Genomic DNA, 12,749 nt, shown 5'->3' with positions numbered 1-12,749 from the left:
ATGATCCCCAAAGGATACTGAACGGGCATCTCCCAGCCCGCAAAATCAACCAGCTTGCCACCCAATTCAACATGAAGTGCATGCAGCGGCGTGCGGCGGAGCGTGTCTGTCATTTCAATGACCTTTCCTTGGATGAGCCCGCAGGGGCTGAGTCGCACCGGAAGGGCAGGCGAAATCGAGTCGGCCCCATCCTAGCCCAATAACCGCGACGCAGGAGCCCCATTCCTGTGGGTGAGACCGGATCAGTGGTGGCGTCAATCGGGTGGCGGTCATTGCGGCCCAAATCGCGATGCAAGACAAGAGGTATACGGCCGCATACGGCAGCCAATGTTCCTATAGGAAACTTTTTTCCGTTAAGCAACACGCGAATTGACCCGGGCCGCCTGTGTCTTGATCGCGAGATTTACGGCCCTGCCGGTCGAACGCCTCTGGCCCCCTGCGGAAACCTGCCCTAAGACTTCGCAGCAAGAGGGACGCACATGTCATACATCACATTGGTCCGGCACGGACAGGCCAACACCGCCGCGCGCGACGAAGACAGCTACGACAAGCTCAGCCCGCTGGGCCATCAGCAGGCCCGGTGGCTGGGTGCTTATCTGCAGGACACGCGGGCGCATCATCCGCGCGTGTTCTGCGGTACCCTGACCCGCCACCTGGAAACGGCTGCCAGCATGGGCCTGCCGGATCCGGTCCGCGACCCGCGCCTGAACGAGATCGAGTATTTCACCCTCGCCAAACTGTTCGAGGACCAGCACGGCGTGGCGATCCCGACCGACCGCGAGGGCTTTGTCCGGCACCTGCCGCAGACCTTCGAGGCCTGGGCGCGGGGCGATATCAAGGATGCGCCGGAAACATTCGAACAGTTCGAATCCCGCGTCTCGGATGCTCTGCGCGAAATCCGAAACGGCGACGGGCCGGCCATCGTGGTGACCTCGGGCGGGTTGATCTCGATGGCGGTGCGGCAGGCGATGGGGCTGGACATTCCGGCGATGGCGCGGGTGGCCCTTGCCATCATGAACACCTCGTTGCATCGTCTGCACCCGATCGGGGCCGATCTGAGCCCCGTTCTGTTCAACGCAGTCCCGCATCTGGAAGCGCCCGACCGGCAGTTCGCCCAGACGCATCTGTAACCGCCCAGCCCGACGGAGCCGCCGATGCAGCTGTATTATGCGCCCAACACCATATCGGTTGCGACCGCCATCACCCTGGAAGAGGCCGCGCTGCACTATGAGGCGATCAGGGTGGATTTCGCCGCGGGCGAGCAGACGACGGCAGCCTACAGGCAGATCAACCCCAAGGGGCGCGTGCCCGCGCTGGTGGTCGAGGGCGGGATTCTGACCGAAACCGGCGCCCTGCTGGAATTCATCGCCGCCAAGGCCCCCGAGGCCGGGCTTGTCCCCGACGACCCGCTGCTGGCGGCGCGGATGCGCGAGGTGATGTATTACCTGGCCTCGACCATGCATGTGAACCATGCGCACAAGATGCGTGGGCACCGCTGGGCCGACAGGAAATCCAGCTGGAAGGACATGGCGGCCAAGGTGCCACAGACCATGACCGCATCCTGCAAGTATATCGAGGCGAACGGCCTGCGCGGCCCGTTCGTGCTGGGCGAAAGGTTCAGCCTTGCCGACCCGTATCTTTACGTGGTGTGCAGCTGGCTCGAGGGGGACGGGGTCGACGTTTCGGCCTTTCCCAAGATCGTCGCGTTTCGCGACGCGATGGAAGCACGCGCATCCGTCAGGGCGGTTCGGGCCGCCGGGATGCTGGGATAACAGGAAGAACAGATGACACATCTCTGGGTCCGGGCCGAACAGCGCCCGAACGAGGAACGGGTGGGGCTGACGCCCGAAGGCGCGGCGCAACTGATCGCGGCCGGCATCCGCGTGACGGTCGAAGAAAGCCATGTCCGCGCCATCCCGATCGACGGCTACCGCGCGGCGGGCTGCGAAATCGCGCCGGAAAACTCGTGGCCGGAGGCGCCGCCGGATGCGATCATCTTCGGCCTCAAGGAACTGCCCGAGGACGGCACGCCGCTGCCGCATCGACACATCATGTTCGGCCATGCCTTCAAGGGCCAGCATTCGGGCCGCAAGCTGCTGGAACGGTTCAAGGCCGGCGGCGGCACGCTGTATGATCTGGAATACCTGGTGGACGAGAATGGACGGCGCGTCGCGGCCTTTGGCTATTGGGCGGGCTACGCGGGCGCGGCGGTGACGCTCAAGACCTGGGCGGCGCAGCAGCGCGGCGAGATCTGCGGCCCCGTCGGGGTCTATCCCGGCAAGGACGCACTGAACGCCGAGTTGCTGGCCGAGCTGGACGCCACCGGAGCGCCCCGCCCCCGTGCAATTGTCATCGGCGCCTTGGGCCGCGTGGGCACCGGCGCCTCCGACCTGTGCGAGGCGATGGGCGTCGAGGTGACCAAGTGGGACATGGCGGAAACCGCCCTTGGCGGGCCGTTCCCGGAAATCCTGGAACACGACATCTTCCTCAACTGCATCTTCGCCCGCCCCGGCACCCCGGTCTTTGTCCCGCGCGAGGCGCTGAATGCCCCGCGCCAGCTGACCGCCATCGGCGACGTGGCCTGCGACCCCGACAGCGACTACAACCCGGTGCCGGTCTATGACCGCGCCACCACCTGGGAAGAACCCGCCCTGCGCGTGGCCACCGACCCGGTGCTGGACGTGATGGCCATCGACAACCTGCCCTCGATGCTGCCGGTCGAAAGCTCGCAGGACTACGCCGCGCAGCTTCTGCCCTCGCTGCTGACCCTGACCGACCTGACCTCGGGCGTTTGGGCGCGGGCCGAGGACACCTTCAAATCCCATATCGAAAGGATCTGAGCCATGACGATTCACTGGTGTGGCACCGGCCTGTCGGCCATCCCCGGCCTGCGCCGCCTGATCGAACGCGGCCACAAGGTCACCGTCTGGAACCGGACCGTCGAAAAGGCCCGCGCCGAGGTCGGCGATCTGACCGACGACATCCAGGCCTTCGACATCGACGCCCTGGGCGCGGTGCTTGAAAAGGGCGACGTGATCGTCTCGATGCTGCCGGGCGACTGGCACGTGCCGCTGGCGGAACTGGCAATCGAGAAGGGCGCGCATTTCGTCTCGTCCTCCTACATCGCGCCCGAGATGCGCGCGCTGGACGACAAGGCCCGCGAGGCGGGCGTCGCGCTGGTCAACGAGGTCGGGCTGGACCCCGGCATCGACCACCTGATGGCCCACGCGCTGGTGGACGACTACCGCGCCTCCGACGCCTTCGACCCGGACAACCACCTCAGCTTCATTTCCTATTGCGGCGGCATCCCCAAGAACCCCAACCCGTTCCGCTACAAGTTCAGCTGGTCGCCCCTGGGCGTGCTCAAGGCGCTGCGCTCGCCCTCGCGGTCGATCCGCGACTATGCCCCGCTGGACGTGGCCCGGCCCTGGGACGCGATCAGCACCTATGTCGCGCCGCTGCCCACGCCCGAAAGCTTCGAGGTCTATCCGAACCGCGACTCGATCCCCTTCATGCAGCAGTACCATTTCGAGGAGCACTGGCCGGTCAAGGAATTCGTCCGCGGCACCCTGCGGCTGAACGGCTGGTCGGATGCCTGGGCGGACGTGTTCCGCGAGATCGAAACGCTGGAAGGGCCCGAGGGCGAGGAGCGGCTGAAGGAAATGTCCGACCGGTTCTGGGCCGAAAACGCCTATGAAGAGGGCGAGCCGGACCGGGTGGTGCTGTGCGTCGGCCTGAAGGCCGAGAAAGACGGCAGGCCGGTCTGGCACAAGACCTACGTGATGGACGCCTGGGGCGACGCGCGAGGCAGCGCCATGGCCCGCCTCGTCTCGATCCCGGTCTCGCTGGCGGTCGAGGCGGTTCTGAACCGCGCCATCCCCGCCGGGGTTCACGCCGCCCCCAGCGACCCGAAACTGGTAAAGGACTGGATGGCCGAGATCGACACGCTGGCGCAGCACCTGCAGGTGGTCGATCACACCGCCTGACAGATCAAAGGGCGCGGGGAACCCGCCGCGCCCTGTTCTTCTTCTTTTCGAAAATACTCCGGGGGCACGAGGGGCTGGCCCCTCGCTGACACGCTCACATCAGATCGTTTTCCACGTCCTCGGCGGAAATCCCCAGCGCGTCCAGACCGTTCTCCAGATGATCCGACAGGTGCGGCGTGCCGATCAGGTAGTCGGCGCAGGGGGTCGAGGCCTCGGCCTTGGCCGTCGCAATCGCCTCGGCCAGGTCCTCGGGGAAAAAGCTTTCGCGGCCGATCCACATGATCGCCACCAGTTCGGCCTGTTCGTCCTCGCTCATCCGGTCGATGAAGGCGCGCAATTCGCCTTCGGCCCGGTCCAGTTCGCGCCCCATCAGGGCAACCTGAGCCACTTTTCTGGGCGAGATTTCCAGCATCGGTGTCAACTCCTCTGTCCGCGTCTGCACCCATCTGAACCATCGGCACCGGGCGTCGTCCTTGATCTTGCGCAAATTGCGCCGGTCACTCGTGCGTCCGCGACACGGGCTCGGCCGGCACCGGCGCGGTGCGGAACGGCAGGAAGGGCGCTTTCCTGACCCACAGCCTGAGCGCCTGCCAGTGGATCAGAAACACCGCACGCCGGGCCCCGAATGGCCGCCGAAGCAACGACCACAGGATCGCCCGGTTGGTGAGCGCCCGGCGCGGGCCGGTAAGCGTGGCAATCAGCCCGCCCCCATCGCGCCCATAGTCGATCCAAACGCCAACCCGGTCGGGCCGGAAATCGAAGCGGAAGGTATATGTCCCCTCGATCTTCTGGAACGGGGACACATGCATGCGCTTCTCTGCCCGGATGCGATCCGATGGCCCGATCGGTGTGAATCCGGGCTTGTGGCAGACATAGCTGTGGCGCGTGCCGTGGGTATTCGTGACCTCGGCCACGACTGCATAGGGTTGGTCCGCGTCATCGAGGCAGAACCAGAAACTGACCGGGTTGAACACATGGCCAAAGACCCTGGGTTGCGTCAGCAGGGCGATCCGGGCGGGCTGCGGGATGTCCATCTCGCGCAGGCGCGCGCGCAGCCAGGCGGCCCCGCTGCCCCGCCCCGGCAGGCCGCCGTGGTCGCGGGTGCGCCAATTGGTGATGTTGGCGCGGTCCACCGAGAACAGAAGCGGCGTCCGCGGCCGGGCTTCGGGATCGAACAGAATGTAGTCGACCGAATAGCGAAAGGCGTTCTGGATGGCACCTTTCCTGCCGTGAAAGGTGTGGGCGGGGACGAAGTCGATCGAAGTCATGAACCGGTGCCGTATTCAACTGCTTGAGGCCGCACGGCTTTTCGTGCGGCCGTTAGTTTGTGTACGAAAATTATCCGTATTCGGATCAAAAATCCCGTTTCCTGTGATCCAGCTTGGGCCGAGCGTCGTAATGCGGTTATGTTTACCGAGATCGACACCGTTGATTTGGACAGTGCCGCGGCAGGAACCGCGCCGCGGCGCGCCCACGGCGGCAGCAAACGAACCAAGGGAAGTTCGGTGAACGGAACACAATCGAATGGCGCAGCGCGGTGCCCGTGGGTCGACCACGTGAAACGCATCCGCGAGGCGCAGGATCAGGCGGCCTTTGCCGAGCTGTTCCAGCACTTTGCTCCAAGGGTCAAGGCGTTCCTGATCCGCTCGGGGTCCGACGCCGCTCTGGCCGAGGAATGCGCGCAGGAGGTGATGGCGACGCTGTGGCACAAGGCCCATCTGTTCGACCCGACGCGGGCGACGGTATCCACATGGGTCTTCACGATCGCGCGGAACAAACGCATCGACGCGCTGCGCAAACAACGGCGCCCCGAACCTGAAGACCTGACCTGGGGACCCGAAGCAGAGCCCGAACAGGCGGACGTGGTTGCGATGCAGCAGGAAACGGCGCAGTTGCGCACGGCCCTGCGCGCGCTGCCCGAGGCGCAAAGGGAACTGATCGTGAAGGCCTATTTCGGAGACCTGAGCCACCGCGAGATTGCCGCGCAGACGGGTTTGCCGCTGGGCACGATCAAGTCGAGAATACGGCTGGCGCTGGACCGTCTGCGCCATGCGATGAACTGAGATGACAAAGATGAGCAACGCGATCAAACACCACCTGACGGACGATCTTCTGATGGCCTATGCCGCGGGCGCCCTGCCCGAGGCATTTGACCTGATGGTCGCCACGCACATCTCACTGTGCGACCATTGCCGCGCGCGCGCGGAAAGCTACGAGGCCGTCGGCGGGCATCTGCTGGAAGATCAGGACGACACGGTGGCGATGAGCCGGGATTCGCTGGCGGCGACCATGGCGCTGATCGCCCAGAACGCCCCTGCGGCGAAACCCAAGCGCCAGGCCTGCAGTGTTCTGCCCGCCCCGTTGCAGGATTACGTGGGCGGCGACGTGCACAGCATCCGCTGGAAACCGATCGGCATGGGGGTCAAGCAAGCCATCCTGCCGACCACGAAGGAAGCAACCGCCCGGTTGCTGTTCATCCCGGCCGGTGCGGCGGTGCCGGATCACGGCCACAAGGGCATCGAACTGACCATGGTCTTGCAAGGCGCGTTTTCCGACGAGGTGGATCATTTCGCCCGCGGCGATGTCGAGATTGCAGACGAGGATCTGGAACACACGCCCGTGGCCGACATGTCCGAAGACTGCATCTGCCTGGCCGTGACCGACGCTCCGCTGAAGTTCAACGGCCTGATCCCACGTTTGGTGCAGCCCTTCCTGCGAATCTGACCGATCCATCGGGTGTGCAAGGCTTGGATCCGGAAATCACCGGGAGGATATGCAGAATGTTGAAACAAGCTCTCGCAGCCCTGTTCATGGCCGTTGTGGCCGTTCCGGCCTTGGCCCAAAGGAAGGCCGAGGTGAAGTTCCAGCCTGGAAATTTCGGCACCATGGTCAACGGCACCATCACGGGTGATGAATATTTCGACTATGTGCTGGGTGCGAAGGGCGCGCAGGAACTGTTCGCCGAACTTCAGGTCAGCGATACCAACGGCAACGGCGTGATCTATTTCAATATCCTGCCGCCGGGCAGCGACGGTGTCGCGATCTACAACGGCTCGATCGACGGCAACACAGCCCGCATCACCCTGCCCGAGGACGGAGATTATACCATCCGCGTCTAGCTGATGGGCAATGACCGGGATACCGGCAAGACCGTCGGCTACAATCTGGACCTGTCGATCCAGTAGGCCTCAGCCCTCGGACTTGCCCAGCGGCACCACGTTGGCGCGGTCCTCCGGGGCCAGTTCCTCGAAATCGAAATTGTCCAGCCGCTGCGCCCGGCGACCCGCCTTTTCGGCGCTGATCTTGATTTCCGAGATATCCTTGGCCGCCTGACCGAAATGCCGGTCCAGGTTGGCCACCCGGTCGCCCAGACGCTCCACATCCTTGTGCAGCAAGCCCAGTTCCTTGCGGATCGCGCCCGCCTGTTCGCGCATCCGCGCGTCCTTGAGGATCGCCCGCATCGTGTTCAGAGTGGCCATGCAGGTGGTGGGCGAGACGATCCAGACCCGTTTCGAGAAACTCTCCTGCACCAGTTCGGGGAACTTGGCGTGCAGCTCGGCATAGACCGCCTCGGAGGGCAGGAACATCAGCGCCCCGTCGGCGGTTTCGCCGTCCAGGATGTATTTCGTCGAGATGTCCGTGATGTGCTTGCGCACCGTGCTGCGGAACATCTGCACCGCCGCCTTCAACTCCATGTCATTGCCCGCGCCCACCAGCGCCTCATAGGCCTCCAGCGGGAACTTGCTGTCGATCACGATGGGCCCCGGCGGGTTGGGCAGGCGGATCAGACAGTCGGCGCGTCTGCCATTCGACAGGGTGGCCTGCAGCACATAGCTGTCCGAGGGCAGCGCCTTGGACACGATGTCGTTCAACTGGATCTCGCCGAAGGCACCGCGGGTCTGCTTGTTCGACAGGATGTCCTGCAGCGACAGCACGTCGCCCGACAGCTTGGTGATGTTGTCCTGCGCCTTGTCGATGGCGGCCAGACGCTCTTGCAACTGGGTCAGCGAGGTCGCGGTCTGTTTCGACGTGCCGTGCAGGGTTTCCTTCATCCGCTCCTGCATCTCGGCCAGTGCGCGGGCGGATTTCATGGCGTTGTCGGCGAGCCGGTCGTTCATCTGCTGCTGCACCGCCGACAGCCGCGCCTCGACCGTCTGGATCACCTGCACCTGCGCATTGGCCTGCGTGTCCGAGACATGCTGCAACCCGCCGCGTAATTGCTCCTGCCCCTGCCCCAACTGCTGCACATGCTGGCCCAGATAGGCCAGCTGCCGGGCCAGCGGCTCGGCCATCCGGGCCGAGCGGTTGGCCGCGCGAAGGGCCAGAAACAGCAGGACGAGGATCAGCAGAACCACCCCCGCCCCGATCAGGGCGGCCATCACCATGGGGTCTTCCAGCGAATATCGGGTGCCTGCAATCTCGATCATCTCAACCTGCGCGTTCTTGTTTTGTTTCTTCTTTTCTATCGCCGACCGGCGGCCGGATCAACTGCGGCCGAACAACCTTTCGATATCGCTCAGCTTCAGTTCCACGTAAGTGGGCCGCCCGTGGTTGCACTGGCCGGAATGGGGCGTGGCCTCCATCTCGCGCAGCAGGGCGTTCATCTCTTCGGCGCGCATCCGGCGGCCCGAGCGGACCGAGCCATGGCAGGCCACCCGGCTGAGGATCGCCTCGATCCGTGCCTGCACCGTCTGGCTTTCGCCCTGATCGGCCAGTTCGTCCAGAATATCCAGGATCATCGCTCGCGCGTTGACCTCGCCCAAAATGGCCGGGGTTTCGCGCACCGCCACCGCGCCGCCGCCGAAGGGCTCGATGGTCAGGCCGAGGCGCGACAGGTCATCGGCCACCGCGAGCAGGCGGGCGCAGTCGCCCTCGGAGAGTTCCACGATCTCGGGGATCAGCAGCGCCTGTGCGGCCACGCCGTTCTCGGCGATCTGCTTCTTGAGTTTCTCATAGACCAGCCGTTCATGCGCGGCGTGCTGGTCCACGATCACCATGCCGTCCGCGGTCTGGGCGATGATGTAGTTTTCATGCACCTGACCGCGCGCGGCCCCCAGGGGCAGATGTTCGGGCGGCGTCTGGTCGGGCTGCGCAGAGGCGGGTTCGGCCACCGGTTCGACCACGCTGCCGCTGTAGGCATTGGCCAGATCGGCAAAGCCGGGCGCCTGCGCCTGATAGGCCATGGCCCGCGCCGCGGGCGAGGGCCGGTCCATCTGATAGACCCGCGCGGGCGCCGCCGGGGCCGGCTCGGGCCGCATCGCGCCCAGCGTCGCGTTGGCCACGGTGGTCGAGGCGCGGTGCCCCGCCTCGGCCAGCGCGTGACGCAGGCTCGAGACGATCAGCCCGCGCGCCACGCCGGGATCGCGGAAGCGCACCTCGGATTTCGCCGGGTGCACGTTCACGTCGACCAGAGTCGGCTCGCAGTCGACGAACAGCGCCGCCGCCGGGTGCCGGTCGCGGCTGAGGAAATCGAAATAGGCCGCGCGCAGGGCCCCGGTCAGCATCTTGTCGCGCACCGGCCGGCCGTTGACGAACAGGAACTGCGCCACCGCGGCCCCGCGCGAATAGGTGGGCAGCGCGGCGTAGCCATAGAGCCGAATCCCCTCGCGGGTGGCGTCGATCCGTAAGGCATTCTCGGCGAACTCGCGGCCCAGGATGCGGGCCAGACGGGCGTGCAGCGCGTCGAACAGGTCTCCGTTCTCGCGGTCGGCGCGGAACACCACGCGCCCCTCGCCCCCGCCCGAGACATCGCGCAGGGTGAAGGTGATGGAGGGTTCCGCCATGGCCAGCCGCTTGACCGTGTCCGAGATCGCCTGCGCCTCGGCCCGGTCGGTGCGCATGAATTTCAGCCGCGCGGGCGTGGCATAGAACAGGTCGCGCAGCTCGACCACGGTGCCGGTGCGCAGGGCGGCGGGTTTCACCGGTTCCATCTTGCCGCCGGCGACGCGGATCTGGGCCGCCTCGGCCCCCGGCGCGCGGCTGGTGATGGTCAGACGCCCCACCGCCCCCAGCGAGGGCAGCGCCTCGCCCCGGAACCCGAAGGTGTGGATGTTGAGCAGGTCCGACCCGTCGATCTTGGAGGTCGCGTGGCGCGACAGGGCCAGCGGCAGATCCTCGGGCGCGATGCCGCATCCGTCGTCGGTGACGCGAATCAAGGTCTTGCCGCCATCGGCGATGTCGATGGCGATCCGGGTGGCGCCTGCGTCGATGGCGTTCTCCACCAGCTCCTTGACGGCCGAGGCCGGACGTTCGACCACTTCACCGGCGGCGATACGGTTGATCGCGGCCTCGTCGAGTTGCCGGATTACGGGGCGATTTTCGCTGATATTGGGGTTTGCCTGCGCCATACCGCTAGACCTAGCACGGCCGCGCGCGATTCTACCACAGGTTTGAGCAAATTCAGGAGAAGGGGCCGGATCGTCCGGGCCATCGAAAACGGCAAGCTCGACAGGTTGCCTGTATCACAATGACTGCCCGGACGACCCGTGGTGAGTGGTGGTCGTGCATTTTGCAATGGCCGGGGTTCTAGCACGATGCGCCGCACAAAGCGCGCCCTGATTTCCGGCCCGCCCGGTCTCGGCGAAGTTTGGCCGAAGCGGCGCGGGTCGCGGCGGCGAAAACCTGCGGGGTCAACCGGTGCCCGGCGCCCCCGCCCGTCCGCGGCATGGCCCGAAAGCAGCGGCCAGGACCAGGATGACGCCCGAGACCGTGGCGATCATGCCAGCGGCACTGACCGCATCGGCCCAACCCAGCCACAGCGGCCCATAGCCCGCCAGAACATAGCCGATCACCGCCGACAGAACCGCGAACAGAACGCTCCAGCCGATCTGCGCCTCGAGCCGGTTGGTCATCATCCTTGCGGCGGCGGGCGGGCAGATGAACATCGCGATCACGATGATCGAGCCCACCGCGTCGAACGCCGCCACCGCCGAGATCGCCGCGACCAGCACCAGCGCAAGGCCCAGCGCGCCGGTGCGGATGCCGATCGTGCGGGCAAATCCTTCGTCGAAGGTCGAAATCTTGAGCGGCCGCCAGAACAGCCCAATGAACAGCGCGACGGCCAGCAGCGTGACCGCGATCCGCGGCAGTTCCGGCGGCAGCCCGGCCAGCGCCTTAGGGTCCAGCAGTGAGGCCCAGCCCGTTGCATCCAGCCAGATCAGGCTTTCCAGATTGCCGTAGAGCGCATGTTCCACGTCCAGATGCACGCTCGAGGTGTCGGTCTGTTCCAGCAGCAGCACACCGGCGGCGAACATGGTGGTGAACACAACGCCCATCGCTGCGCCCGGCTCGATCCGGCCCAGCCGTCGGATGGCCTCGATCAAAATCACCGCCACCGCGGCCGCGCCCGCCGCGCCCAGCATCATCGGCCAAGTCGAGATCACCCCGGTCAGCAGAAACGCCACCACGATGCCCGGCAGCACCACATGGCTGATCGCATCGCCGATCAGCGCCTGCCGGCGCAGCAGCAGGAAGTTGCCCGGCAGCGCACAGGCCACCGCCGCGCAGATGCCGATCAGCAGCGGCGTCAAGGAAAGGGGAACGAATTCTTCGCCGCTCATGCGCGCACCTCGTGCGGGGGGCCGATCCGGCGGTCGATCTCGTCGATCTGATCGCGGGTCAGGACGGTTTCGATGTCGCGCAGGCCGTCATATTGCGCCGCGGCGGCTTCGTGCGTCTGGTCCGCGCGCACGAGGCCCCAGCGCCTTTCGTCGCGCAACGCCTTGGCGGCCCGCGCCCGGCCCGCTTCGGTGGCCACGCCGTCGGCGCGCATCAGCCCGGCCCGGCGCAACAGGCGCCGGGTGTAGGGCTCATAGACTTCCTGCCCCTGCGCCAGGGCCAACAGACCCTGCCGGACATGGACGCGGCGCTGAAACCGCCGGTGACGCAGCACCGCCGCCAAGACCCCGCGCGCCGGCGCCAGCAACAGCGACAGCGCAAAGAGCGCGAAGCTGATCAGCACGATGATCGGTCCGGTCGGAAGGTTCGGGGCCGAGGCGGACACGGCCGCGCCCAGATACCCCGCCAGCCCCCCGGCGATCCCCGACAGCAGAACCACCCGATCTGCCCGGTCCGACCAGAACCGCGCCGTGACCGGCGGGATGATCAGCAGGGCCACGATCAGGATCAGGCCGACGATCTTCAGCCCGATCACCGTGACCGCCATCACCAGGCCCATCATCGCCAGGTCAACGCGATGCACCGGCACCCCCGTGGCCGCCGCGTATTCGGCGTCGAAGGCCACCATCAGCATCGGGCGACGCAGGATCATGACCAGCAGCACGGTCGCTGCGCCGCCCACCGCGATGATCAGCGCGTCGGCAAACAGCATCCCCGCGGTCGAGCCCAGCAGGAACCCCTCGAGCCCCGCCTGACGGCCAACGCCCATCGTCTGGATCACCGTCAGCAGCACCACGCCGAACCCGAAGAACACCGACAGGACGGCGCCGATCGCCGCGTCCTCGGCCAACCGGGTGCGCCGGGTCAGCCCGTTGATGCACAACAGCCCCACCCAGGCCGACAGAGCCGATCCCGCCAGCAGGCCGGGCAGGTTGCGCCCGTCACCGCCCAGCGCCACCATCACCATGAAGGCGATGCAGACACCCGGCAGGGTCGCATGGCTGATCGCATCGCTGACCAGCGCCCGTTTGCGCAGAAACAGGAAGGTACCGGTCACCCCGGCGGCAAATCCCAGAAGCGTCGCGCCGATGGCGACCAAAGTGGCGTTGTAGCCCAACTGCAGGGTCAGCGCATCCCACAGCATGG

Annotated in this window: 13 protein-coding genes and 1 pseudogene; 7 read left to right on the top strand and 7 right to left on the bottom strand. The window is 66.2% G+C overall.

What is annotated here, in order from left to right; translation table 11 throughout:
* Positions 1-113: pseudogene (gcvT, locus tag F3H26_RS01630) on the bottom strand (glycine cleavage system aminomethyltransferase GcvT); the annotation flags it as partial.
* A 366-nt stretch (positions 114-479) separates the two neighbouring features.
* On the opposite strand from gcvT, the gene F3H26_RS01625 reads away from it, so the two are divergent.
* The 4 genes from F3H26_RS01625 to F3H26_RS01610 are packed head-to-tail and all read left to right on the top strand — an operon-like array spanning position 480 to position 3,986.
* Positions 480-1,130: a histidine phosphatase family protein gene (locus tag F3H26_RS01625; protein WP_149774313.1), complete on the top strand. Its 651-nt coding sequence runs from the start codon at positions 480-482 to the stop codon at positions 1,128-1,130.
* Positions 1,131-1,154: 24 nt separating this feature from the next.
* The gene (locus tag F3H26_RS01620) at positions 1,155-1,772 is read left to right on the top strand and encodes a glutathione S-transferase family protein (RefSeq protein WP_149774312.1); all 618 of its coding nucleotides are present in this window, start codon (positions 1,155-1,157) and stop codon (positions 1,770-1,772) included.
* A 12-nt stretch (positions 1,773-1,784) separates the two neighbouring features.
* Positions 1,785-2,840 (top strand): saccharopine dehydrogenase, encoded by a 1,056-nt coding sequence (locus F3H26_RS01615; RefSeq protein WP_149774311.1) that lies wholly within the window; start codon positions 1,785-1,787, stop codon positions 2,838-2,840.
* A gap of 3 nt (positions 2,841-2,843) precedes the next feature.
* Positions 2,844-3,986, top strand: coding sequence for a saccharopine dehydrogenase family protein (locus F3H26_RS01610; RefSeq protein ID WP_149774310.1), 1,143 nt, complete (start codon positions 2,844-2,846; stop codon positions 3,984-3,986).
* 94 nt (positions 3,987-4,080) lie between these two features.
* Here F3H26_RS01610 and F3H26_RS01605 read toward each other — a convergent pair whose 3' ends face one another.
* Positions 4,081-4,398 carry a DUF3775 domain-containing protein gene (locus tag F3H26_RS01605; protein ID WP_149774309.1) on the bottom strand — a complete coding sequence of 106 codons (318 nt, stop codon included), beginning with the start codon at positions 4,396-4,398 and terminating at the stop codon, positions 4,081-4,083.
* Between the two features lie 85 nt (positions 4,399-4,483).
* Positions 4,484-5,254 carry a DUF1365 domain-containing protein gene (locus F3H26_RS01600; protein WP_149774308.1) on the bottom strand — a complete coding sequence of 257 codons (771 nt, stop codon included), beginning with the start codon at positions 5,252-5,254 and terminating at the stop codon, positions 4,484-4,486.
* Between the two features lie 138 nt (positions 5,255-5,392).
* On the opposite strand from F3H26_RS01600, the gene F3H26_RS01595 reads away from it, so the two are divergent.
* The 3 genes from F3H26_RS01595 to F3H26_RS01585 are packed head-to-tail and all read left to right on the top strand — an operon-like array spanning position 5,393 to position 7,105.
* The gene (locus F3H26_RS01595; RefSeq protein ID WP_149774307.1) at positions 5,393-6,049 is read left to right on the top strand and encodes a sigma-70 family RNA polymerase sigma factor; all 657 of its coding nucleotides are present in this window, start codon (positions 5,393-5,395) and stop codon (positions 6,047-6,049) included.
* Positions 6,050-6,059: 10 nt separating this feature from the next.
* Positions 6,060-6,710, top strand: coding sequence for a ChrR family anti-sigma-E factor (locus F3H26_RS01590; RefSeq protein ID WP_188127661.1), 651 nt, complete (start codon positions 6,060-6,062; stop codon positions 6,708-6,710).
* Positions 6,711-6,766: 56 nt separating this feature from the next.
* Positions 6,767-7,105, top strand: a complete 339-nt coding sequence (locus F3H26_RS01585; RefSeq protein ID WP_223162402.1) for a hypothetical protein — start codon at positions 6,767-6,769, stop codon at positions 7,103-7,105.
* Positions 7,106-7,174: 69 nt separating this feature from the next.
* Here the strand turns inward: F3H26_RS01585 and F3H26_RS01580 are convergent, their stop codons facing one another.
* The 4 genes from F3H26_RS01580 to F3H26_RS01565 all read right to left on the bottom strand — a co-directional run bounded on the left by F3H26_RS01580 (position 7,175) and on the right by F3H26_RS01565 (position 12,747).
* The gene (locus F3H26_RS01580) at positions 7,175-8,413 is read right to left on the bottom strand and encodes a DNA recombination protein RmuC (RefSeq protein WP_149774305.1); all 1,239 of its coding nucleotides are present in this window, start codon (positions 8,411-8,413) and stop codon (positions 7,175-7,177) included.
* A gap of 57 nt (positions 8,414-8,470) precedes the next feature.
* The gene (gene mutL, locus F3H26_RS01575) at positions 8,471-10,333 is read right to left on the bottom strand and encodes a DNA mismatch repair endonuclease MutL (protein ID WP_149774304.1); all 1,863 of its coding nucleotides are present in this window, start codon (positions 10,331-10,333) and stop codon (positions 8,471-8,473) included.
* Between the two features lie 282 nt (positions 10,334-10,615).
* Positions 10,616-11,545, bottom strand: coding sequence for a metal ABC transporter permease (locus F3H26_RS01570; protein ID WP_149774303.1), 930 nt, complete (start codon positions 11,543-11,545; stop codon positions 10,616-10,618).
* A complete protein-coding gene (locus tag F3H26_RS01565) occupies positions 11,542-12,747 on the bottom strand; it encodes a metal ABC transporter permease (RefSeq protein WP_149774302.1) in 1,206 nt (401 codons plus the stop codon). The genes F3H26_RS01570 and F3H26_RS01565 overlap by 4 nt, the downstream gene beginning before the upstream one ends.
* Between the last annotated feature and the right edge of the window lie 2 nt (positions 12,748-12,749).

Source organism: Ruegeria intermedia, from assembly GCF_900129345.1.
GTDB classification, from domain to species: Bacteria; Pseudomonadota; Alphaproteobacteria; order Rhodobacterales; family Rhodobacteraceae; genus Ruegeria; species Ruegeria intermedia.
This window is presented reverse-complemented; position numbering and strand designations above follow the sequence as displayed.